This is a genomic window from Streptomyces sp. NPDC055254 (assembly GCF_053606025.1).
The window spans coordinates 68,322-93,011 of the sequence record NZ_JBSGQV010000023.1; the positions used below are offsets into that span (position 1 = coordinate 68,322).

The following is a 24,690-nucleotide window of genomic DNA, read 5'->3' on the forward strand; positions in this document are numbered from 1 at the left end:
GGCCGAGGCCCTTCCCGGGTCGGTCAGTCCAGTTCGTTGATGAGGGCGAACAGCTCCTCGTCGCTCGCGGAGTCCAGGTCGGCGTCCTCGTCGGCCTCGGCCGCGGAGGTGGTCCTGCCGCCCGCCGTGTCGGCGATGCCGAGCAGCTCCCGCAGCTCGTCGGCGATGCGGTCGTAGCCGGCCGGGTCGCCGGCGGCCTCCCGGACCGCCGCCCTGAGGCGGTTCAACTCGGCGACGACCGGGTCCGCGGGCGAGACCTCCTCGACCTTGATCTGCCGGCCGAGGTGCGCCGCGAGGGCGGCCGGGCTCGGGTGGTCGAAGACGAGGGTGGTCGGCAGGCGCAGGCCGGTCGCCTTGCCCAGCTGGTTGCGCAGCTCGACCGCGGTCAGCGAGTCGAAGCCGAGTTCCTGGAAGGCCCGGTCTGCCTTGACCGCGCCGGGGTCCGAGTGGCCCAGCACCCCGGCCACCTGACCCCGTACGAGGTCGACCAGCGCCCGCTCCCTCTCCGCGGCCGTCAGGGCGCCGAGCCGCTGCGCCAGCGAGGGACCGGCCGCGTCCTGGGCGCCGGCGGAGGCCGCCGCGGTACGGCGACGCACGGCCGGGGCCAGGCCGCGCAGGACCGGGGGCAGGGCCTCGGCGTTGGCGCGCAGGGCCGCGACATCCAGCCGGGTGACGGCGAGTACGGGCTCGCTGCCGGACGTCGCCGTGTCGAACAGCCGCATCGCCTCGCCCGATTCGAGCGGGAGCAGTCCGATGCGGGCCAGTCGGCGCAGGTCGGTGGCGTCGAGTTCGCCGCTGATGGCGCTGGTCTGGTTCCACAGGCCCCAGGCCAGCGAGGTGGCGGGCAGCCCCAGGGCCGCTCGGTGCTGCGCCAGCGCGTCCAGGTAGGTGTTGCCCGCGGCGTAGTTGGCCTGACCCGCGTTGCCGATGAGGCCGGCGACCGACGAGTAGAGGACGAAGGCCGTCAGATCGAGGTCGCGGGTCAGCTCGTGCAGGTTCCACGCGGCGTCGACCTTCGGCTTGAGTACCGCGTCCAGCCGCTCCGGCGTCAGGTCCGTCAGCACCGTGTCGTCCAGCACGCCGGCCGTGTGCACCACGGCCGTCAGCGGCCGGTCGGAGGGCACCGCCGCCACCACGTCCGCCAGCGCCTGCCGGTCGGTCACGTCGCACGCGGCGAAGGCGACCCGTGCCCCGAGGGACTCCAGCTCCGCGGCCAGTTCGTCCGCGCCCGGCGCCCCGGCACCGCGGCGCGACACCAGCAGGAGGTCCCGGGCGCCGTGCTCCACGGCCAGATGACGGGCCAGCACGCCGCCCAGGGTGCCGGAGGCTCCGGTGATCAGCACCGTGCCCGCGCTCCAGTCCACCCCTCCCGGCTGCTCCGGCGGAGCGGACCGGGTGAACCGCGGTACGAGGAACCGGCCGTCGCGCAGCGCCAGTTGCGGCTCGCCCTGGGCGAGGACCCGGTCCGTGGTGACCTCGGCGTCGACGTCCGCGAGGACGATCCGACCCGGGTTCTCCGTCTGCGCCGTGCGCAGCAGACCCCATACGCCCGAGGCGGCCAGATCCGCCACCGGCTCCCCGGCCACCGCGAGGGCGCCGCGCGTCAGGACGACCAGTACGCCGTCCTCGTGCGCCTCGTCCGCCAGCCACTCCTGCACCGAACGCAGTGTCTGCCGGACGAGGTCGCGCGCGTCCGCGCCCGCGGTCCCGTCCGTGCCGGGGCCGGCGGAGCGTACCTCCAGCACCGTGGCCGGGGTGTCCGTCGCCGTCGCGTCGGTCTCGGGGAGCGGGGTCCACCTGAGCGCGAACAGCCCGTCCGGGCCGGCCGGTGCGGCGGCGGCGCGCAGCGCCTCCTTCGACAGGGGCCGCAGCGACAGCGCCGCGACGGTGGCCACCGGGGCGCCGGTACCGTCCGCGACCGTGAGGGACGCCTCCAGGGTGTCGGCGCCCTGCTCGGTCACCGCGAGGCGGACCCGCAGCGTGCTCGCGCCCACCGCGTGGACGCTCACGCCCGACCAGGCGAACGGCAGCCGGGCTCGACCGGTCTCCTCGACCACGCCGGGGAGCAGGGTGTGCAGGGCCGCGTCGAGCAGCGCCGGGTGGAGCAGGAACCGGCCCGCCTCGATCCGCTGCTCCTCGGGCAGTACGACCTCGGCGAACACCTCCCCGTCGCCCCGCCAGGCCCGTCGCAGGCCGCGGAAGGCGGGCCCGTAGGCGAAGCCCAGCTCCTCCAGCCGGTCGTACGCTCCGTCCAGCGACACCTCGGTGACTCCCGCGGGGGGCCAGACCGTGAGCGGCTCGGCCGGTTCCGCCGGGACCGGGGCGAGCAGGCCGCCCGCGTTCAGCACCCAGGGCAGGTCGGTGTCCTCGCCGTCGGGCCGCGAGTACACCTCCACCGGCCGGCCGCCGCCGGCGTCGGCCTCGCCGACGACCACCTGGACCCGTACGCCACCGCGCTCGGGCAGCACGAGCGGCGCGGAGAGCAGCAGTTCCGCCACGGTGGGGGCGCCGAGCTGTTCACCGGCCCTGCCGGCGAGTTCCACCAGGCCCGTGCCGGGCAGCAGCACGGTCCCGTGCACGGCGTGTTCCGCCAGCCAGGGGTGCGTGCGCAGCGAGAGCAGGCCGGTGAAGACGTGCGTGTCGCGGTCGGCGAGGCCCACGGCCGCGCCGAGCAGCGGGTGCCCGGCCGCGGTCAGGCCGAGGCCCTCCGCGTCCAGCGGCGCCTCGACGGCGTCCAGCCAGTAGCGCTCGTGCTGGAAGGAGTACGTGGGCAGGTCGATCCGCCGGGCTCCGCGGAACATCGCGTTCCAGTCGGGGGTGCCGCCGCGCAGCGCGAGCAGGGCCAGCGCTCCCGCGACGGTCTCGGACTCGGACCGGCCGCGCCGCAGCGCCGGGGTGAGCAGGCCTGCCTCCTGGGCCAGGCAGTTCTGGGCCAGGGCGGTCAGGACGCCGTCCGGACCGAGCTCCACGTACTCGGTGACGCCCTCCGCCTCCAGGTGGCGGACGCCGTCGTGGAAGCGGACGGCCTCGCGGATGTGGCGGACCCAGTAGTCGGGCGAGGTGAGCTGCTCGTCGGTGGCGAGCGTGCCGGTCACGTTGGAGACGACCGGGATGCGCGGCGCGCGGAAGGTCAGCTCCGAGGCCAGGGCGCGGAACTCGTCGAGCACCTCGTCCATGTGCGGGGAGTGGAAGGCGTGCGAGACCGGGAGGCGCTTGGTGCGGACGCCCTGGGCGCGCCAGGTCCCGGTGATCTCGTCGACGACGTCCTCGTCGCCGGAGATCACCACGGCGCGGGGGCCGTTGACCCCGGCGACGGCGACGCGGTGCTCCCCGTACGGGGCCAGGGAGGCGCGGACCTCCTCCTCGGTGGCCCCGATCGCGGCCATGGAGCCGCCCTCGGGGGCGGACTGCATCAGGCGGCCGCGCCCGGCGACGAGCACGCACGCGTCGGCGAGGTCGAGGACCCCGGCGACGTAGGCCGCCGTGACCTCGCCGATGGAGTGGCCGAGGAGGTAGTCGGGGCGGTAGCCGTAGTGCTCGAAGAGGCGGAAGAGTGCGACTTCGACGGAGAACAGCGCGGCCTGGGTGAAGGCCGTCTGGTCGATGAGCGCGGCGTCGGCGGAGGCCTCCGGGGCGAACAGGACGTCCTTGAGGGGGCGGGCCAGTTCGGCGTCGAGGTGGGCGCAGACCTCGTCGAGCGCGGTGGCGAAGACGGGGTGCGTGGCGTAGAGCTCGCGCCCCATGCCGAGGCGCTGGCTGCCCTGTCCGGTGAACAGGAACGCCGTCTTGCCGGGCCGGGTGGTGCGGCTGGTGACCACGCCGGGGACGTTCTCGCCGACCGCCGAGCCGGCGAGGGCCGTCAGTCCGCGCAGCAGGGACTCGCGGTCCCGGCCGAGGACCGCGGCGCCCTGGTCGAGCCGGGCGCGGCCGGTGGCCAGTGTGTGGCCGATGTCGGCGGCGGACAGCCGGGGGTCGGCCTCGACGAACGTGAGCAGGGCCGCGGCCTGGGCCCGTACGGCCTTCTCGTCCTTGCCCGTGATGATCCAGGGCAGGGTGGCGCCGTCGTCGGAACCGGCGGCGTCGACGGCCGCGGCAGGGGCGGGGGCGGGGGCCGGGGGTGCCTGCTCGATGATCACGTGGGCGTTGGTGCCGCTGATGCCGAAGGAGGAGACTCCGGCCCGGCGCGGGCGGTCCGTGTCGGGCCAGTCGCGGGTCTCGGTCAGGAGGGACAGCGCGCCGGAGTCCCAGTCGATGTGCGAGGACGGCTCCTCGGCGTGCAGGGTCTTGGGCAGCGTGCCTCGGCGCAGCGCCTCGACCATCTTGATGACGCCGCCGACTCCCGCGGCGGCCTGGGAGTGGCCGATGTTGGATTTCAGCGATCCCAGGTACAGCGGCCGTCCCTCGGGCCGGTCCTGGCCGTAGGTGGCGAGCAGTGCCTGGGCCTCGATCGGGTCGCCGAGCGTCGTGCCCGTGCCGTGCGCCTCGACCGCGTCCACGTCCGCGGTGCCCAGACCGGCGTTGGCGAGCGCCTGGCGGATCACCCGCTCCTGGGAGGGGCCGTTGGGGGCGGTCAGGCCGTTGCTCGCGCCGTCCTGGTTCACGGCCGAGCCGCGGATCACCGCGAGCACCTTGTGCCCGTTGCGCCGGGCGTCGGAGAGCCGCTCGACGAGGAGCAGGCCGACGCCTTCGGCCCAGCCGGTGCCGCCGGCGTCCGCCGAGAAGGACCGGCAGCGGCCGTCCTCCGAAAGTCCCCGCTGGCGGGAGAACTCCACGAAGGTGTGTGGGCTGTTCATGACGGTGACGCCGCCCGCGAGGGCCAGTTCGCACTCCCCCGACCGCAGCGCGTTCGCGGCCAGGTGCATCGCGACGAGGGAGGAGGAGCAGGCCGTGTCGACGGTGACGGCGGGGCCTTCGAGCCCGTAGGTGTAGGAGAGCCGTCCGGACAGCACGCTGGACAGGTTCCCCGCGAGCAGGAAGCCCTCGAACTCGGCCGGGGTGGTGTGGAGTCGGGACGCGTAGTCGTCGTACATGGCGCCCGTGAACACGCCGGTGTCGCTGCCGCGCAGCGTCGTCGGGTCGATGCCCGCGCTCTCGAATGTCTCCCACGCCGTCTCCAGCAGCAGGCGCTGCTGCGGGTCGGTGGCGGTCGCCTCGCGCGGCGACATGCCGAAGAGCTCGCGGTCGAAGAGGTCCGCGTCGTGCAGGAAGCCGCCGTGGCGGGTGTAGGAGGTGCCGATCCGGGACGGGTCGGGGTCGTACAGCTTCTCCAGGTCCCAGCCCCGGTTGGTGGGGAACTCGCTGACCGCGTCCACGCCGTCGGCGACCAGCCGCCACAGGTCCGCGGGCGAGGAGACGCCACCGGGGAAGCGGCAGGCCATGCCGACGATCGCGATCGGTTCGTCGGCCCGGCTCCCGCTCCGGTTCGTACGGGCCCGGGGTGCCTCGCCCGGGGCGGCTTTGGTGAGCAGGTACGCCGCGAGCGCGGCCGGGGTCGGGTGGTCGAAGACGACGGTGGCGGGCAACCGCAGGCCGGTGGCCGTGCCGAGGCGGTTGCGCAGGTCCACGCCGGCCATGGAGTCGAAGCCGATGTCGTTGAAGGCGCGGGACGGGTCGACGGCCTCGGCGCCGGAGTGTCCGAGGACGGCGGCGACGGTGGCGCGGACCAGCGTCAAGGCGGTGTCCTTGCGCCGAGCCTCGGGCAGTTCGGCGATCTGCCGGGCCCAGGCCGACTCCGATCCGGCGGCGCCGGTGCCCGCCTGGGCCGCGCGGCGCGGGCGGGCGCGCACCAGTCCTCGGTAGAGGGCCGGGACGGGGGCGTCGCCGGCCGCGAGGCGGGACGGGTCCAGGGCCACGGGGACCAGCAGCGGCTCGTCGCCGGCGAGGGCCGCGTCGAACAGGGCGAGTCCGTGCTCGGGGGTGAGCGGTGACACTCCGCCCCGCGCCCAGTGCGCCAGGTGGGCCTCCGTGAGGCCGGCGCCCATGCCCTGCGTGGCGTCCCACAGGCCCCAGGCCAGGGAGGTGGCGGGGAGTCCGAGGGCCGCCCGGTGGTGTGCCAGCGCGTCCAGGTAGGTATTGGCGGCGGCGTAGTTGGCCTGTCCGGCGGTGCCGGTGATGCCGGACACCGAGGAGAACAGCACGAAGGCCGACAGGTCCAGGTCCCGGGTCAGGTCGTGCAGGTGTCGGGCGGCGTCCGCCTTGGGGCGGAGCACCGCGTCGAGCCCGTCCCCGGTCAGCGACCGGACGGTCGCGTCCTGGAGCACGCCGGCGGTGTGCACGACGGCGGTCAGCGGGTGCGCCGCGGGTACGGCCGCCAGCAGCGCGGCGACCTGCTCCCGGTCGCCCACGTCGGCGGCGGCGACCGTGACCTCGGCGCCGAGCGCGGCCAGTTCGGCCGTCAGCTCGGCTGCGCCGGGGGCCTGCGCGCCGCGCCGGGAGGCGAGCAGCAGGTGCCGCACTCCGTGGTCGGCGACCAGGTGGCGGGCGAAGAGGGCGCCGAGGCCGCCGGTGCCGCCCGTGATCAGGACCGTGCCGTCGGCGTCGAAGCGGGGAGCGCGGGGCTGTCCCGTCCGCGCGGTGCGGGTGAGCCGGGGCGCGTGGACCTTGCCGTCGCGTACGGCGAGCTGCGGCTCGTCCGTGGCGAGGGCGGCGGCCAGCGGGGATTCGGTGTCAGCACCGAGGGCGGTGCGGATGTCGGTGTCGGTGTCGACGAGCACCACGCGTCCGGGGTGTTCGGACTGGGTGGAGCGGATCAGCCCCCAGACGGCGGCCGTGGCCAGGTCCACGGGGTCAGCGGGCCGGACGCCGATGGCGCCCCGGGTGACCAGGGCGAGCCGCGACGCGGCGAACCGCTCGTCGGCCAGCCACTCCTGTACGAGCTCCAGGACCTGGCGGGCGGCCGGGTGCGGGTCTCCGTCGCCCGCCGGCGCCGGGCCGACGCGTACGACCACGACGTCCGCCGTCCCGGTGTCGGCGAGGGAGCCCTCGACCTCGGTCCAGGTGAGCGAGGCGTCGGGGGCGGGCGCGGGCAGGACCGGCCATTCCACGGTGAACAGCCCCTCGGCGCCACCGGTCGGCGCGGTGAGGCGCTCCTTGGGCACGGCGCGCAGCGCGAGGGCCTCCACCGAGGCCACGGGGGCGCCGGTGCCGTCGGCGAGGGTGAGGGCCGCGGATCCGGCGCCGACCGGCGAGATCCGGACGCGGAGTTCGGAGGCGCCGGTGGCGTACACGCTCACGCCGCTCCAGCTGAACGGCAGCCGGATGCTGTCGGCGTCGTCCGCCGCGTCCAGCACCAGCGGGTGCAGTACGGCGTCCAGGAGCGCCGGGTGGAGCCCGTACCGCCCGGCGCTCTCGGTCAGCGCCTCGGGCAGGCGCACCTCGGCGAAGAGGTCGGCGCCGCGCCGCCACACGCCGCGCAGCCCCTGGAAGGCGGGCCCGTACTCGTAGCCCAGGGCGGCCAGGCGCGTGTAGACCTCGTCGAGTGCTTCGGGCTCGGCGTCGGCCGGCGGCCACTGGGCGAGGTCGGCGTCGGAGGCCGGCTCCGACGGCGCCGGGGTGAGGACTCCGGTGGCGTGCCGGGTCCAGGGCAGCGAGCGGTCGTCGCCGTCGGGGCGCGCGTGGATCGTGAACGGGCGCGTTCCGGCGGCGTCCGGGGCGCCGAGCGCGACCTGGACCCGTACGGGGTCGCGGTGCGGGAGCGGCAGTGGCGCCTCCAGCGTCAGGTCCTCCACGTGCGGGGCTCCGACGTGGCCGCCGGCCGCGGCGGCGAGCTCCAGGAAGGCGGTGGCCGGTGCCAGCACGGTCCCCAGGATGGTGTGGTCGCCCAGCCAGGGCTGCGCGGAGCGCGAGATGCGGCTGGTGAACAGCGCGTCCTCGCGCTCGGCGAACTCGACGGCGGCGGTCAGCAGCGGGTGTTCGGCGGCGTCGAGGCCGAGGCTGCGGGCGTCGGTGCGCTGCGCCGGGTTCAGCCAGAAGTGCCGGTGCTGGAAGGGGTAGACGGGCAGTGCGGTACGCGTGGCTCCCGGGTGGAAGGAGGCGGCGTCCAGCGGCGCGCCGTGGGCGTACGCCTGGGCGAGCGCGGCGCTGAAGGTGTCCGTCTCGGAGCGGCCGGAGCGCAGCAGCGCCACAGCCGTGACCCCGGTGTGCTCTTCCAGGGTGCGGCGGGTCAGGGCGGTCAGTACGGCGTCGGGGCCGACCTCGACGAAGACGGTGACGCCCTGGGCGGCGAGCTGCCGGGTGGCGTCGGCGAAGCGGACGGCCTCGCGGATCTGGCGGGTCCAGTAGTCGGGGGAGGTGAGCTGCTCGGTGGTGGCGGGCTCGCCGGTCACCGTGGACAGGATCGGGATGCGCGGGGCCCGCAGTTCCAGGGCGTCCGCGATCGCGCGGAACTCGTCGAGGATGCCGTCCATGTGCGGGGAGTGGAAGGCGTGGCTGACGGTGAGCCTGCGGGTGCGGCGGCCCGCGTCGCTCCACTGCCGGGCGATCCGGGTCACGGCGGCCTCGTCCCCGGAGATCACCACGGAGGACGTGGAGTTGACGGCGGCGATGGACACCTCGGACTCGTGGCCGGCGAGGGAGGCCGCGATCTCGGCCTCGGAGCCCTCGACGGCGATCATCGCGCCGCCGGCGGGGGCGGACTGCATGAGCCGGCCCCGGGCCGCGACCAGGCGGGCGGCGTCCGCCAGGGACAGTACGTCCGCGACGTGCGCGGCGGCCAGCTCGCCGATGGAGTGCCCGGCGAGGACGTCTGGGGTGACCCCGTGGTGCTCCAGCAGCCGGAAGAGCGCGACCTCGACGGCGAAGAGGGCGGGCTGGGTGTACGAGGTGAGGTCGAGCAGGCCCGCGCGGCCCGCGTCGGCGGCGGTGTCGGCGCCGTCGTCGTCCCCGTTCGCGGAGCCGTCCGCCGTCGTGGCGAACACGACCTCGCGCAGCGGTACTTCCAGCAGCCCGTCGAAGGCCGCGAAGACCTCGTCGAGCGCCGCGGCGAACACCGGGTGCGCCGCGTACAGTTCGCGGCCCATGCCGGGGCGCTGTGCGCCCTGGCCGGTGAACAGGAAAGCGGTGCGGCCCGCCGAGGCGGCCGACCCGAGGTGCACCTGCGGGGCGTCGGAGCCTTCGGCGAGCGCCGTGAGCCCGGCCAGGACGCCGTCCGGCTCCGTCCCGAGGACCACCGCGCGGTGTTCGAAGGCGGTCCGGGTGGTGGCCAGGGAGAACCCGATGGCCGCGAGGTCGGCGGCCGGCTCCCGTACGTACCCGGCCAGGTCGGCGGCGCGGGCGCGCAGCGCCTTCTCGTCCCGGGCGCTGAGGACGAACGGTGCGGGTACGGAGGCCGCCACCGGGGCGGGACCGGCGGCCTGTGCCGGGGCCGGCTCGGGCGCCGGGGCCTCTTCGATGACGACGTGCGCGTTGGTGCCGCTGATGCCGAAGGAGGAGACGCCGGCGCGGCGCGGCCGCTCGCCCGCGGGCCAGGCCCGTTCCTCCGTCAGCAGCGCGACCGAGCCCCGCGACCAGTCGACGTGCCGGGTCGGCTCGTCCACGTGCAGGGTCCTGGGCAGGACGCCGTGGCGCATGGCCTCGACCATCTTGATGATGCCGCCCACGCCCGCGGCGGCCTGGGTGTGGCCGATGTTGGACTTGAGCGATCCGAGGAACAGCGGGTCGCCTTCGGCGCGGCCCGCGCCGTAGGTGGCCATCAGGGCCTCGGCCTCGATCGGGTCGCCGAGCCGGGTGCCGGTGCCGTGCGCCTCGACGGCGTCGACCTCGGCGGGGCTCAGACCGGCGTCGGCGAGGGCCTCGGCGATCACACGCCGCTGGGACCCGCCGTTCGGGGCGGTGAGACCGTTGCTCGCGCCGTCCTGGTTGATGGCGGAGCCGCGGATCACGCCGAGGACGGGGTGGCCGCTCCGCAGGGCGTCGGACAGCCGCTCGATCATGAGCAGGCCGACCCCCTCGGCCCAGCCGGTGCCGTCGGCGCCCTCCGCGAACGGCTTGCACCGGCCGTCGGGGGCCAGGCCGCGCTGGCGGGAGAACTCGACGAACATGCCGGGCGAGGACATCACGGTCGCACCGCCCGCCAGGGCGAGGTTGGTCTCGCCCGAGCGCAGCGAGCGGATCGCCAGGTGCAGCGCGACGAGCGAGGAGGAGCAGGCCGTGTCGGCGGTGACGGCCGGTCCGACCAGTCCGAGCTGGTAGGCGATGCGGCCGGAGAGCACGCTGGTGGTGGTGCCGGTCAGCACGCCGCCCTGGACGGACTCGGGGGCCTCGTCCATGCGCGGCCCGTACTCCAGGGCCGTGCCGCCGACGAAGACACCGGTGCGGCTGCCGCGCAGGGTCCGGGCGTCGATGCCCGCCCGCTCCACGGCCTCCCACGCCGTCTCCAGCAGCAGGCGCTGCTGCGGGTCCATGGCGAGGGCCTCGCGCGGGGATATCCCGAAGAACGCGGCGTCGAACTCGCCGGCCTCGTGGAGGAATCCGCCGTGCCGCACGGCGCTGTGGCCGGGCCGGTCGGGGTCGGTGTCGTACAGGTCCTCGGGCCAGCCGCGGTTGTCGGGGAACTCGCCGATGGCGTCGCCGCCCGCCGCGACGAGTCGCCACAGGTCCTCGGGGGAATTGACGCCGCCCGGGTAGCGGCAGGCCATGGCGACGATCGCGATCGGTTCGCCGTCCGTGTCGGCCCGTACGGGGGCCTCCTGCGCCAGGGCGGCGGCGCCGAGCAGCTCGCCCTCCAGGAAGGCGGCGAGCGCGTGCGGCGTCGGGTGGTCGAAGAGCAGACCGCTGGGCAGGTGCAGGCCGGTGGCGCGGGCGAGGGCGCTCCGCAGTTCGGTGACCATCAGCGAGCTGAAGCCGAGGTCCTTGAACGGGGTCCGCGCGGGGATCCGGCGGCCGGGCTCGTACTCCAGGACGGTGGCGATGTGCCCGTGCAGCAGTTCCTCGACGGCGCGCGAGCGCTCCGCGTCGGGCAGGGCGGCCAGACGCTGTCCGAGTTCGCCCCGCGGCGCGGCCGTTTCGGCGGCCGCTCCCGCCGCCGGCGCCCCGGCGGTGGGCGGCGGCAGCGGGGCGGCGGCCTTGCGGACACCGTCGAACCAGTACCGCTCGCGCTGGAAGGCGTACGTCGGCAGCTCGGCACGGCGCGCGGCGCCCCGGTCTCCGTACACCGCGGCCCAGTCGGCCGCGGCGCCGCGCGTGAACACCGTGGCCAGCGCGGTCAGCGCGGACCGCGCCTCGGGCCGGTCGGCGCGCAGCAGGGGTACGGCGGCGGTCGATCCGGAGTCCAGGACGCATTCGGCGGCCAGCGACGACAGCACGCCGTCGGGGCCGAGTTCCAGGAAGGTGGCGATGCCGGCGGCCTCCAGGGCGCGCACGGCGTCGAGGAAGCGCACCGGGCGGCGGACCTGGTCGGCCCAGTACTGCGGCGAGGTGAGCTGCCCGGCTCCGACGGCCTCGCCGGTGACGGTCGAGACGAGGGGGAGGTGCGGTTCCGCGTAGGTGAGCGTGGCCGCGACGGCGTGGAACTCCTCCAGCATCGCGTCCATGTGCGGGGAGTGGAAGGCGTGGCTGACCGTGAGGCGCTTGGTCTTGCGACCCCGTTCGGCGAGCTCGTCGGCGACCCCGACGGCGGCGGTCTCGTCACCGGAGAGCACGAGGGAGCGCGGGCCGTTGACGGCGGCCAGGGCCAGGGCGCCCTCGCGGCCGGCCAGCAGCGGCAGCACCTCCTCCTCCGCGGCCTGTACGGCGATCATCGCGCCGCCCGCGGGCAGGGACTGCATCAGCCGGGCCCGGGCGGCCACCAGCTTCGCGGCGTCGGCGAGGGAGAACACCCCGGCGACGTACGCGGCGGCGAGCTCGCCGATCGAGTGTCCGGCGAGTGCGTCGGGGCGCACTCCCCAGGACTCGACGAGGCGGAAGGCGGCCACCTCCACCGCGAACAGCGCGGGCTGGGTGAAGCCGGTGTCGTCGAGTCCGGCCCCGTCGGCGATGACGTCGGCGAGCGGGCGGTCGAGCAGCGGATCGAGGTGGGCGGCGACCTCGTCGAAGGCCGCGGCGTACACCGGGAACGCCTCGTACAGTTCACGGCCCATGCCGGTGCGCTGCGCGCCCTGCCCGGTGAACAGGAAGGCGGTGCCGCCCGGCTGCGCGGCGCCGCTGACGACGCCCGGCGCGGAGGCGCCGGCGGCGAGGGCGGCCAGCCCGTCGAGGAGGCCCTGCCCGTCGGCGGCCAGGACCACTCCCCGCTCGGCGAACAGGGTGCGCGCGGCGATCAGGGCGCGGCCGGTGTCCTCGGGCGCCTGCCCGGGGCGGGCGGCGGCGAAGTCGCGCAGCCGGGCGGCCTGTGCGCGCAGCGCGGCCTCGTCGCGTCCGGAGACGATCCACGGGATCAACGCCGCCGCGTCCTGCGCGGCGGACGCGGTCGCAGCGGGCGCGGCGGGCGCGGCGGACCCGGGTGTAGCAGGAGCGGTCGCACCGGGCGCCGTCGCGGGGGGCGTGGGCGCGTCGGCAGGCTCGCGGGCCGGTGCCTCGGAGAGGACGACGTGGCAGTTGGTGCCGCCCATGCCGAACGAGCTGACGCCCGCCACCAGCGGACGGCTCTCGTCCGGCCAGCCGGTCAGTTCCGTCTGCACCCGCAGCCCCAGGTCGGCCAGCGGGATGCGGGGGTTGGGGGTCTCGTGGTTGAGCGTGGCGGGCAGCCGGCGCCGGTGGATGCTCAGCAGGGTCTTGATGAGCCCCGCGATGCCCGCCGCGCCTTCCAGGTGCCCGATGTTGGTCTTGACGGAGCCGACGCGCAGCGGCTCGGTACCCGCGCGGCGGGTGCCGAGGGCCGCACCGAGCGCGGCGGCCTCGATGGGATCGCCCACGGGGGTTCCGGTGCCGTGCAGTTCGACGTACTGGACGTCGCCGAGGGCCACGCCGGCCCGCTCGTACGCCTCGCGCAGTACGGCCTCCTGGGCCGTCGCGCTGGGCACGGTGAGGCCGTCGGTGGCGCCGTCGTTGTTGACCGCGCTGCCCCGGATGACACCGTAGACGCGGTCGCCGTCCGCCAGGGCGGCGCGCAGCGGCTTGAGCACGACCACGCCGCTGCCCTCGCCGGGCACGAAGCCGTTGGCGCGGGCGTCGAAGGTGTAGGTGGTGCCGTCGGGCGAGAGCGCGCCGAAGCGTGACTCGGTCACCACGTTCTCGGCGAGCAGGTTGAGGTTCACACCTGCGGCGATGGCCGTACCGGCCTCGTCGCCGCGCAGGCTCTCGCAGGCCAGATGGACCGCTACGAGGGAGGAGGACTGGGCTGCGTCCACGGTCATGCTCGGACCGTGGAGACCCAGGTAGTAGGAGACGCGGTTGGCTATGACACCCCGGTTGACGCCCGTCATGGTGTGCTGGGTGACGGCTTCCGCGCCGTGCAGGTACAGCAGGTTGGTGTAGTCGTCGCGCAGGGTGCCGACGAAGACCGAGGTCCTGCTGCCGCGCAGGGTGGCGGGGACGATCCCGGCGTCCTCCAGGGCCTCCCAGGCGAGTTCGAGGACGAGGCGCTGCTGCGGGTCCATCGCGGCGGCTTCCCGGGGCGAGATCCCGAAGAACGGGGCGTCGAACGTGTCGACGCCGTCGAGGAAGCCGCCCCGTCCCGCTCCGAGCTCGGCGCCGTTCTCGCCCCAACGTCCCTCGGGTACGGGGGTGATGGCGCTCTCGCCGCGGGCCAGCAGGTCCCAGAACCGGTCGAGGCCGGCTCCGCCCGGCAGCCGGCACGACATACCCACGACGGCGATGGGTTCGATCCCGTTCCCGGAGGTGCCGGTGGTCCCTGCGTCGCTGTCGTGCTCGCTCTTCATCACTTCCGGATGCCCTTTCCTACCGCGTATCGCACCGGTCCAAGACTGCCTCTCCGCGTCTTGCAGACCCCGCCCATCCTTGCCAGGGCGAAGCTATACGGAGGTCCTTCCGCCCGCGCCACCGAAAGGTAATTGCGAGGTAACCACCGCGCCCGGCCGTCAGAAGGACGGTAATTCGGCCACTCATTCCACCGTCGCGGAAAACGCGTTCTCCAGGAGACCGCGCGATTACCGGCGGATTCGAGATCCGGGGTATGCCTTGAGGCTGCTCCCGCATCATCGATCCGTGGAAGGAACCCGGATGCCCGCGCCCCGCCCCTCCCCCGCGCCGCTGCGCGCAGGCCCGCGCCAATGGGCCGGCCTGGCCATACTGACCCTGCCGGCGCTGCTGCTCTCGCTCGACTCGACCGTGCTCTTTCTCGCCCTGCCCCATTTGAGTGCGGCGCTCGACGTCACCAGCACCGAATCCCTCTGGATCATGGACATCTACGGATTCCTGATCGCGGGGTCGCTCATCACCATGGGCACGCTCGGCGACCGTATAGGACGCCGTCGGCTGCTGTTGATCGGTGGGGCGGCCTTTGGTGTCGCCTCCGTACTCGCCGCGTACTCGGCGACTCCGGAAATGCTTATCGCCACCCGGGCCCTGCTGGGCGTCGCCGGGGCCACTCTGATGCCGTCCACGATGGCACTGATCATGACCATGTTCCCGGACGCCCGGCAGCGCGGCACGGCCATCGGCATCTGGGTCAGCTGCTTCTCCCTGGGGATCGCCATCGGCCCCGTCCTCGGCGGGCTGATGCTGGAGTACTTCTGGTGGGGCTCCGTGTTCCTGCTCGCGGTGCCCGTGATGGTGCTGATGCTGGCACTGGGCCCGGTACTGCTGCCCGAGGCGCGCGGTGAGGAGGCGGGCCGTCTCGACCTTCCGAGCGTGGCCCTCTCGCTCGCGGCCATGATCCCCGCGATCTACGGGATCAAGGACCTGGCGAAGAGCGGTGTCTCGGTCCTCGCGCTGGCCTCGGTGCTCGTCGGCGTGGCCATCGCCGTGGTGTTCGTGCGCCGCCAGTTCCGGCTGACGAGCCCACTGCTCGATCTTCGACTGTTCGCCAGCCGCCGCTTCACGGCGGCCCTGGTCATCGTGCTGGTCGGCCTGCTGGCCCTGGGCGGGGTCTACCTCTTCGTGACCCAGTACCTGCAACTGGTGCGTGAGCTCTCGCCCTTGGTGGCGGGGATGTGGCTGCTGCCCGCCGCGCTGAGCATGGTGGTGTCCTCCATGGTCGCCCCCGCGCTCGCCCAGCGGTTGCGGCCGGGCATGGTCGTGGGCGCGGGACTGCTCCTGTCCGCCGCGGGCTGCCTGCTGCTCACCGCCGTGTCGGTGGACGGCCTGCCGCTGCTCGTCGTCGGCTTCACCTTGTTCTATCTCGGGATCGGGCCGATGGTGACCCTCGGCAACGAGCTCATCGTCGGCTCCGCCCCGCCGGACAAGGCGGGTTCCGCCTCCGCCGTCGGGGAGACCGCCATGGAGATCGGCATGGCGCTCGGCATCGCCGTGCTCGGCAGCCTCGGCACGGCCGTCTACCAAGCCCGGGTGGCCGGCGAGGAGTTCGCGGGCGCTTCCGAGGCCGCGGCGCGGGCGGCGCACGACTCGCTGGCCGCCGGTGCGTCCGCGGCCGGTCCGCTTCCCGAGGCGGCCGCCCTGCTGGCTCCCGCCCGCGAGGCCTTCACCGGAGCCCTCAACCTGGTCGGCTTGACCGGGGGGTTGATCGTCGCCCTGCTGGTGGTGGTCGCGGTGGTCTCGCTCCGCGAGGTGCCACCGACCGGCAGCGGACAGGAAGAGGCGCGGGGCGATGCGGACGCCGCCGGAGGACCGGCCGAAGCGGCGGCGACGCCCGTCTGACCGACCGGGAGGGGGCCGGGCCGCGCCTGACGCGCGGCCCGGCCCTTTGCCATGGTCGTGCGGTCTCGGTCCGCTGGGCTCGCGCCGGGCCACCGCCCGTGACCTGCATCGATAATCCGCGTGAAACATACCGCGTGGTCGGTGTATTACTGGGGTGAGAAATCGCCACGCCCCACCTCGCAGCCTCTCCGGCCACCCATCACCCCCGCCCGGGCGCGGGACGGCGTACGGTAGCCCCCAGAGGCTTCGCGAGGAGATCGAATCGCCGGGAATCACGCCCAACACCCGCTATGACCTGGGAGTTTGACACCTCGGCAAGAAGAGCAGCGAGGCCGGCGCCACGCAACCCCCGCCCCGGCTCCGGCCGCCACCGGCCCGCACCTCTTCGGCCAACTGACGTTCGCATGCCAGCAACGTTTTCCACTTGAAAACCGGACTGCCGGTTTGTAATGTGCTGAGGGGGGAGGACGACAGGATCGTCCCGAACCACCGACTTACCAGTCTTGGGGGAGATATGTGGTTCAAGATGCTGGGCCCGCTTGAGGCCGTCTCCGAAGGCAGGCCGATCGCTCTCGGGGGAAGCAAACAGCGGGCGGCCTTGGGCTACCTGCTGATGCAGCCCAATCAGGCAGTACCCACCAGTCGGTTGCTCAAGGCCCTGTGGAACTCCGAGGCGGCGCCGGCGACTTCGCGCAAGATCCTGCAGAACGCCATCTGGGGGCTGCGCCGCGCGCTCGCCACCGACGCCGCGTCGGAGCCGCCGGTCGCCCTGCGCACCCAGGCCCCCGGATACTCCCTCGATGTCTCGCCCGACCGTGTCGACCTCCACCTGTTCTACCGCTGGGCGGAAGAGGGCCGGGACCGACTGGAGGCCGGTGCCCCCGACGCGGCGGCCCTGCTGCTGCGCGACGCGCTCGACCTGTGGCGCGGGCCGGCGCTCTCGGACCTGGTCGAGGTCGGCCTGATGTGGCCCGAGCTGACCACGGTCCAGAACATGCGGCTCGACGTTCTGGAGGACCTCTTCGAGGCCCAGTTGGCCTGCGGTCACCATTACGCGGTGCTCGGGGAGCTGGAGTCGATGGTGGAGAACGAGCCGCTGCGCGAGCGCGCCTGCGGCCAGCTGATGCGCGCCTTCTACCGCAGCGGTCGCCAGGCGGACGCCCTGGGCGTGTACGGGCGGCTGCGTGCCGCCCTGGTCGAGGACCTCGGTCTGGAGCCCAGCCGCGAACTCCAGCTCGTTCAGCAGGCGATCCTCAACCACGACCGCGAGCTCCAGTTCCACGGGCCCGCGGCCGGCCCGGTGACCCTGACGCGGCGGGAGCAGCCCGCCCCCGCGGCGGCGCCCCCGTCCGCACCCGCCGCCCGGCGGTCCCCCGCCGCACCGTCCGAGCGCGTCCCCGCTCCGGCATCGGATCGGGCGAGCGCACCCGCACCCTCGCCCGCGTCCGCGTCGAACACCGTGCGCCGCACGGCGACGCTGCTCCTCGTACGCGCGGAGCCCCGCGGCGAGGACATCAACACGGCCCTCAGCGGAATGAGCGCCGTGATCCAGCGCGAGATCGAGGCCTTCGGCGGCGTCGTCGCGGCATCGATGGGCTCGGTCAGCCTGGGTCTGTTCCTGGCCGCTCCGGAGGGCGAGAACCACGCGGTACGGGGTGTGCGCGCGGCGGCGGCGCTGCGCGAGGCGTTCGATCCGGCCGTCGCGCCCTCGGGGCACGGCCGGCTGCGGGCCGCCGTCACCACGGGCGAAGTCCTCATCCGCCACTCGTCGCACGCGGGCGGGCACCCGTTGGTCAACGGCGCACTGCTCCACACCTGCGAGACCATGCTCTCGCTCGTCGGTGACTCCGGCGTCCAGGTGTGCGCCCGTACCCGCCAGGCCACGGCGGGCCTCTTCCCCTACGGCGAGCAGGCGGGCTCACCCGCGTCCCCGGCGCGCTGGCGGCTGCTGCACCGGCTCACGCCCCGGGCCGCAGGCACCCCGGCCGCCACCCGGCCCGGCCCGCGCGAGGGCGGCAACGACCCGCACCGCGAGCTCGCGGCCCGCCTCGGCCGCTCCTCCGCGCACCCGGCCCCGGACCCCGCGCGCCAGCGGAGCCTCGCGGGGCCGCAGAGCGCGGCGGCGCGGACCCAGGACGCCTCGCCCGTACTGGCCTTCAAGGGCAGCCGGGCCTCCGGTCGCGATCCGTACGTCATGCACGACGTCGTCCTGGCCGCGTACTCCGCCCACTCGGCCTGACGGCCCGGCACGGACACCGCGCTGCCGGCTCCCCAGCGACCTCGGGGAGCCGGCAGTGGCACGACGCGTACCGAAGCAAACGGACCGGTCGGATGGTTCCGCGGGGTCGGGAAGCCCGTCCTTCAGCGCTCGACGATGCCCGAGGCGACCAGCCCGCCCAGATTGGGGCTCTCCACCAGCCTCGGGAGCAGGAGCTCCCAGAAGGTGGTGACGGTCGTGCGCGAGAGCCACTGCGGGTCTTTGCCGCCCAGTGTCTCGAAGCCGGCGGCGACGGCGACGACGGCCGTCGCCACGTCCTGTGCCGTCAGCCCGTGCGCGAGGGCTCCCTCGGCCTCGGCCTTCGCGAGGGCCCCTTCCACCCACTCCCGCCAGATGTGGCGGAGGTCGCATGTGGCGCCGATCCGGGAGACGTTGGCGCTCAGGTCGAAACCCGCACGCAGGACGACGTCGTCCCGCAACGCCCGGGCCAGGCTGTGTGTCGCGTCGATCAGCCCCTGGAGGGTACGGCCGGCCCGGCGCCCGGTGATCTCGTCGAGGCGCCTGCGCGCCAGGCGGATCACCGCGTCCGCGAGGGCCACCTTGCTCGGGAAGTGGAAGTGCAGCGCCCCGCTGCTCACGCCGGCCTGGGAGCTGATGGTGGCGAGCGAGGCCGACTCGAAGCCGTCGCGGTCGAAGAGCACGGCCGCCGACGCGATCAAAGCGTTGCGCGTACGTACCGCGCGTTCCTGTGTGGCCAAAGGAGGCTCCGTCGTCAGCAGGGATCGGGGTCCGCGAGAGACGGCCCCCCGCTCGGCTCGCATCGTTAGTCCCTCACGGCGATCCTAACAAACCGCCATCGCGGTTTCTATGCGAGCGCCGAACGTCTTGCGCGGATCCAACGCGCCCCCGTCGCTCAGGAAGTGACGCCGGATCACCCTCCTGTCGCCACCGCGGCGACCACCCGACCGCCCCGTATCCCCACCCGGGCCGCGCGCCCGGGCGGGGCCGATCCCGGGAGTCGTCAGGCGCCGCCCCGCCCGGACACGCCGAAGGGCCCCGCGGCCGAGTCGCCGCAGGGCCCTTCGCACACCACTGGTCCGCCGTTCCCTGCGTCCGGGTCACTCCGGTCGCAGCACCGCGGGGAGGGAGGAGTAACCGTTCAGCAGGAAGGTCGGCAGCGGTTCGATGTCCTCCACCGGTCGGGCGAGCGCCAGCCGCGGGTAGCGCTCGAAGAGCACGCCGAGCGCGACGGTGGCCTCAAGGACGGCCAGCGGTGCTCCCAGGCAGCGGTGCACGCCGTGCCCGAAGCCCAACGTGTCCCGCCCGCCGCGGAGCAGGTCGAACTCCGCCGCGTCCGGCCCGTACCGCTCCGGGTCGCGGCCGCCGGCCGCGAAGGACACGAGGATCGGGTCGCCCTGCGCGAGCCGCACCCCCTCCAGCTCGATGTCCTCCACCGCGAAGCGCATCGGCGAGTAGTTCGCGGGGCTGTGCACCCGCATCGTCTCGGCGACCACGTCCTCCCAGTCGGCCTTGCCCTCGCGCACGTGCGCCAGTTGGGCGGGCCGGGCGAGCAGGGCGACCGAGGCGTTGGTGATGAGCGCGGTGGTGGTGTCCTGGCCCGCCGCGATCAACAGGAAGAGGGTGCCGAGCAGTTCCTGTTCGGTGAGCCGCTCGCCGCCGTCCCGGGCCTCGATGAGGGCGGAGGTCAGGTCGTCACCGGGCTCGGCCCGCTTGGCGGCCACGTGCGCGGCGAGCAGCCCGAAGGCCGTCATGCGCGCGGCTTCCATCTCCTGCGCTTCCACCGTGCTGTTGAACACGGTGCGCAGCGCGCCGGACAGGGCGTCGCGCTCGGCGCCCCGTTCGACTCCGAAGAGCTCGCAGATCACCTGGAGCGGCAGCAGCTCGGCGAACGCGGCGCGCAGGTCGACCTGTTGGCCGGCCGGTACGGAATCCAGGGCGTCGAGCAGCTCGGCGGCTATCGCCTCGATCCGGGGCCGCAGGGCGGCGGTCCGCCGCGCGGTGAAGCTGCCGGCGACCAGTCTGCGCAGCCGCGCGTGCTCCTCACCGTAGGAGAACAGCATGTTCTCGTTGGCGACCCAGGGGTAGAGCGGCCATTCGGGCGTGATCCGCCCCTCGACGAAATCGGGCCAGTGCCGGCGTGCGTCCTTCGACACCCGCGGGTCGAGCAGGAGTTGTTCGACGAGTTCCTGGCGCACCACCGCCCAGGCGCGGACCCCGCCCGGCAGTTCCACTGCGACCGCCGGACCCCGCTCCCGCAGCATCGCGACCTCGCCCGCGATGTCCCTCCCCGCCACGTCCAGTGCGTACGGGCAAGCAGTCACGTCCATCTGTGCACTCCGTTCGGTTGGTCATCGCGTTCCGTGCCCCACCACACACACGCACCGAGGAGAAACAAAGCGCCCTCTCCCCCCTTCCGACGTCCGCGTACGGACCGTGCGCGCGGCACCGCGGACGGCACAAGCCGTGCACGGAGCCGTACTCACGGGATCGCACCCACGGGGTCGCACTCACTGCATCACTGCGGCCGCCGCCTTCTCGTCGCGCAGCTTGACGGCCGCCTCGTACACCCGCTCCGCGCGGTCGGCGGCGAAGTCCAGGCGCACGAGGACTCCCGGCATGGCGATGGAGGCCAGCAGGGTCCGCATCAGGTCGGTCACCCGCTCCACCATGTCCGCGTGGCCGGTCATGATCTTGGAGAGCACCTGAACGCCGGTGAAGCTGCCGGTGAACAGCTTGGCCATGTCCTGGATGTCGACGTGCGGAAGGAGCTCCCCGGCCTGCCTGGCCCGGGTGAGCACCGAGGCGTTGTGGCTGTTCCACGCCTGCATGGGGACCTTGCGGTCCAGGCCGTCGTGCGGGGAGCCCTGGTCCACGGCGAGCCGCACGCTCCCGCGCACCATCGGGTCGCCCTTGTGCAGCAGATAGGCGAGGACGAGGGCCTCGTCCACGCTCTGCTGGAGGAACAACTCCTGCTCCGGTACCGGCGGGAGGGCGTCGACCTGCCCGATGAGGACCTCCTGCGCGAGCTCCTCCTTCGAGGCGAAGTGGAAGTAGAGGGCGCCCTTGGTCACACCGGACTTCTTGAGCACCTCGGAGATCGTCGCGGCCTCGTACCCGACCTCGTCGAACAGTTCCGCCGCTGCAAGCAACATCTTCTGCCGCGTGCGAATGGCTCGCTCTTGCCGCGCCATCCACGTCCTCCATGTACTGGGCCGGAACAAACCGACGGGTTCGCCATCTGACTTCGCTCACGCGGCGCGATCGCCCCGGCGCGGCGGCCGGCACATGTGCTGACCGGCGCAAGCGTAGCCACATCCTACGGCCACTCCAGGTCCACTTTGAGAGAATCAAACCAGGGCACTGGTTTTCACACTCTCACTCTTGTGAACTAAACCGGCTGGTACGTATCTTTGGCCCTGCCTGCACTTCGGTTCCTAACGGGGAAGGTCCGATGCCCGCACCAACGCTCCAACAGTCGGAAGTATGCGCAGCCGGCGAGCCCGGGGGGGCTCCCGACCTCATTCCACAGCCTCGCACTTCACTCCCGCGGGCCGCCGCCCGCGGGTCCTGCGCCACCCCCGCCTCCGTCGCCACGAGCCCTGCCACCCGTGAGCTGACCCGCCTCCTGTTCGACGGAGCGGACCGCGACCGGGTGCACGGGGGCTGGCGGGCGCTCGCGGGCGGCGCCGCCTTCGCCCACCGGCCGGGCCTCTCCACCGCCGAGCGAACGGAACTCTCCTACGAGCGGCTCCGCATGGTCAACCGCTCGGTCGTCGACTCCGGTGAACTGACGCGCGACGCACGCCGGTTGGCGGCTCTCCACGAGTGGACCGGCTTCGTCGACGGCGGCCTGTGCACCCTCGCCAGCATCCACTACAACCTCTTCCTGGGCAGTCTGATCGACCACGACGGCCACCGCCGGGACCTGTCGGACTACGACGCCATGCGCCGCGTCGGTACGTTCCTGTGCACCGAGCTGGAGCACGGCAACGACGTGGCCTCGCTGCAGACCGTGGCCGTCTTCGACCGCGCGACCAACGGGTTCGTACTGAACACGCCCCGTCCCGGCGCGCAGAAGTTCATGCCCAACACGAGCCTCGTCGGCGGTCCGAAGAGCGCCGTGGTGGCCGCGCGGCTCCTCGTCGACGGGCAGGACCAGGGCATCTTCCTGTTCCTGACCCCGCTGAGCGATCGCGCCGGACATCTGCCGGGGGTCCGGGTCCGGCAGTTGCCGCAGCGTACGGGTACCCCCGTCGACCACTGCCTCACCGCCTTCGACCACGTGTGGCTCCCCCGGGACGCCATGCTGGAGGCCGATCACGGCCGGCTGACCGAGGACGGCACCCTCGTCAGCAATCTGGGCAACCGGCGCAAACGTTTCCTTCGTTCCGTCGGCCGCGTCACGATGGGCAAGCTCTGCATGAGCGCGGGCACCCTGGGGATGGCCCGGTCCGCACTGGCCATAGCGGTGCGCTACGCCCAGCACCGGCACATCGCCGGCCCGAAGGCCGGCGAGCGCATCCCGCTGACCGCGCACCGCAGCCATCACGGCAGGCTGCTGGGGGCCCTCGCCGACACCTACGCCATGACGTTCCTGCACCGGGCAGTGCTCGACCGGTGGGTCGCGCACGACGAGGCGGACCGGGAGGAAGTGGAACGCCTGGTGGCCGTGGCCAAGGGCTGGATCACCTGGCAGGCCCGGGAGATCACGACGGAGGCGCGCGAACGCTGCGGAGCCCAGGGGCTGTTCCCCGCGAACGGCCTGTCGGAACTGCCCGGCAACATCGAGGGCGGAATCACCGCGGAGGGCGACAACCTCGTCATCTGGGTCAAGGCCGCGGCCGAAATGGTGTTCGGGCACGAGGTGGACCCGGCCGGCTCCATCGTCGTCCCGGCCGGCGAACGGCGGCTGACGGACCCGGACTTCCTGCGCGACCTCCTCCTGTCGGTCGAGGGGACCTGGCAGGCACGCGCCCGCCAGGCACTGCGCCGGGGGGCCCCGGGCAACCCGGTGGGCCGCTGGAACGAGACCTCCGGCGCCGCCCTGGAGATGGTCTCCGCGCATGCCCGCCGCCAGGCGGCCGACGCCTTCCTCGCGGCGGCCGAGCGCGCGACGGACCCGGCGACCCGGCGGCTGCTGCGCCGGCTGTGCTCCCTGTTCCTGCTGCGCCTCTTGCGGCCGCACACGGGAGACCTGCTCGCGGAGCAGCGCATGACTCCGGCGCACGTTCTGGGGATGCACCAGGCGATCGAGACGGTGACCGCCGAGCTCGCCCCGCACCTCGCGGAACTGGCGGACGCGTTCGACCTGCCGGAGGAGTTCCTCGCCGGCGTCCCCATCGCCAACGAGGACTACCTCGACCACTACCGGGAGTCCTCCTCGCCCTGACACCGCGGTCTTCCCCGTCCGGAGCGGGCCCCGGACGGGGAGGCGCGGGGGCGTCGACCCGGGAGCGCCCCTCGCCGGCTCCACGACGACCGGGCGCGGCTGAACGCCGCCTCGACGCCGCCGCGCACGCGTCCCAGCGGGTGCGTGCGGCAGGGCCCTGCTCTAGCGTCGGAGGAGGGAGGGGGCCCTGCCGAGCCGGTGCGGCGCGGGGAGCCCGGGCCCGGTGGGCCGCGGGCCGTACGTCGGCCGTGCGCGCTCGGCGCCGTTCCCACGCGGATCCGGCGCCCGTCCAGGTCCCGGACCGCACGACCATTCCGGAGAGCAGGTGCGTGCCATGCGCATGTCGACCCGTATCGCGGGTGTCCTCACCGGCCTGACCCTCGCACTCGGCGGCGCGGCCCTCACGGCTCCCGCCGCCCACGCGGACGTCACGGCCTGCATCAACCAGGTGGAGCGGGAGCTCCAGGGCGGCGAGGCCCCCGAAGCCGTCCGGACGGCCTGCTACGTCGGGCAGACCGGCGACCACGGCCGCTGTGTGACCGGCCTGACCGCGAGCAGCGTGACCAACGGCACCGCGGTGACCGCCTGCCGGGTGGCCCGGTAGCCGAACGGCTCACGGACCCGCGGCCGCGGCGCGACCGCGGAATGGGGCGATCGACGGAGTCCTCACGGCGTCTCGGCCGACGCCACGAGCGGGGCGGGCCGCCGGCGGTACGTCAAGAGGTGACCGTACGAAGCATGTTCAGCGGCCGACCCGCGGTGACGGGCTCGGTGACCCGGGCGGCTCGCCGAGCGCCCCGGACGGTTCCGGCTGCGCCGTCCTGGCCCGGTGCGGGACTCCCGCGACATCCCGCTCGCGACAACGGGAAGGCCGCCCACGGGCGTCGGCCGGGTGGGGCCCGCTCCAGGGGGCGGGCCCCACGACCGGCGGCTACTCGGGGGGCGGGCCCAGCAGTTCGCGGATCTCCGTCAGGAACACCCGCCACGGCTCGGCCGCCTCGTCGCCGCCGCGCTGATACGCGCCGGCCCAGCCCTGCATGATCCACATCCGGAAGTCGTTCCAGATGTGTTCGTTCCCCGGGGGCATCAGGATCTGTGCCTCCCGTACCCGGTTGTAGATCGCGGGTCCGCCCGTGCTGAACTCCATTCCGCCGTCGAGCGCCTGCTGATAGCTGCCGATCTCGTCGAACAGCACCCTGAGCCGGTCCATATCGGTCACGCGGAACCCCCACCAGAAAGTCGGTGCGAAGGGGGCCGATTTTAGGTCCCGGGACCCGGTCGGCGGGCGGTGTCGGCCGGATTGCCCGCTTCCGAGCCCGGGACTTTTGGCCACCACCCTTCCGGCGGAAGG

At 74.0% G+C, this 24,690-nt stretch carries 9 protein-coding genes; 4 read left to right on the plus strand and 5 right to left on the minus strand.

What is annotated here, in order from left to right; genetic code table 11:
• Positions 1 to 23: 23 nt before the first annotated feature.
• Entirely contained in the window at positions 24 to 13,814 is a 13,791-nt protein-coding gene (locus tag ACWFQ8_RS21730) for a type I polyketide synthase (protein WP_453787898.1), read from the minus strand.
• 301 nt (positions 13,815 to 14,115) lie between these two features.
• Between ACWFQ8_RS21730 and ACWFQ8_RS21735 the strand changes: the two genes are divergently transcribed.
• Entirely contained in the window at positions 14,116 to 15,711 is a 1,596-nt protein-coding gene (locus tag ACWFQ8_RS21735) for an MFS transporter (protein ID WP_453787899.1), read from the plus strand.
• A 514-nt stretch (positions 15,712 to 16,225) separates the two neighbouring features.
• A complete protein-coding gene (locus ACWFQ8_RS21740; RefSeq protein ID WP_453787900.1) occupies positions 16,226 to 17,950 on the plus strand; it encodes an AfsR/SARP family transcriptional regulator in 1,725 nt (574 codons plus the stop codon).
• A 122-nt stretch (positions 17,951 to 18,072) separates the two neighbouring features.
• Here ACWFQ8_RS21740 and ACWFQ8_RS21745 read toward each other — a convergent pair whose 3' ends face one another.
• The 3 genes from ACWFQ8_RS21745 to ACWFQ8_RS21755 all read right to left on the minus strand — a co-directional run bounded on the left by ACWFQ8_RS21745 (position 18,073) and on the right by ACWFQ8_RS21755 (position 21,141).
• Positions 18,073 to 18,687, minus strand: a complete 615-nt coding sequence (locus ACWFQ8_RS21745) for a ScbR family autoregulator-binding transcription factor (protein WP_453787901.1) — start codon at positions 18,685 to 18,687, stop codon at positions 18,073 to 18,075.
• 360 nt (positions 18,688 to 19,047) lie between these two features.
• Positions 19,048 to 20,277: a cytochrome P450 family protein gene (locus tag ACWFQ8_RS21750; protein WP_453787902.1), complete on the minus strand. Its 1,230-nt coding sequence runs from the start codon at positions 20,275 to 20,277 to the stop codon at positions 19,048 to 19,050.
• A gap of 180 nt (positions 20,278 to 20,457) precedes the next feature.
• On the minus strand, positions 20,458 to 21,141 hold the full coding sequence (locus tag ACWFQ8_RS21755; RefSeq protein WP_453787903.1) for a ScbR family autoregulator-binding transcription factor: 684 nt from the start codon (positions 21,139 to 21,141) through the stop codon (positions 20,458 to 20,460).
• Between the two features lie 461 nt (positions 21,142 to 21,602).
• Between ACWFQ8_RS21755 and ACWFQ8_RS21760 the strand changes: the two genes are divergently transcribed.
• Together ACWFQ8_RS21760 and ACWFQ8_RS21765 are read left to right on the plus strand one after the other, a co-directional pair.
• The gene (locus ACWFQ8_RS21760) at positions 21,603 to 23,339 is read left to right on the plus strand and encodes an acyl-CoA dehydrogenase family protein (RefSeq protein WP_453787904.1); all 1,737 of its coding nucleotides are present in this window, start codon (positions 21,603 to 21,605) and stop codon (positions 23,337 to 23,339) included.
• 334 nt (positions 23,340 to 23,673) lie between these two features.
• Positions 23,674 to 23,943, plus strand: coding sequence for a hypothetical protein (locus ACWFQ8_RS21765; RefSeq protein ID WP_453787905.1), 270 nt, complete (start codon positions 23,674 to 23,676; stop codon positions 23,941 to 23,943).
• Between the two features lie 327 nt (positions 23,944 to 24,270).
• Here ACWFQ8_RS21765 and ACWFQ8_RS21770 read toward each other — a convergent pair whose 3' ends face one another.
• The gene (locus ACWFQ8_RS21770) at positions 24,271 to 24,558 is read right to left on the minus strand and encodes a hypothetical protein (RefSeq protein WP_453787906.1); all 288 of its coding nucleotides are present in this window, start codon (positions 24,556 to 24,558) and stop codon (positions 24,271 to 24,273) included.
• Positions 24,559 to 24,690: the final 132 nt, after the last annotated feature.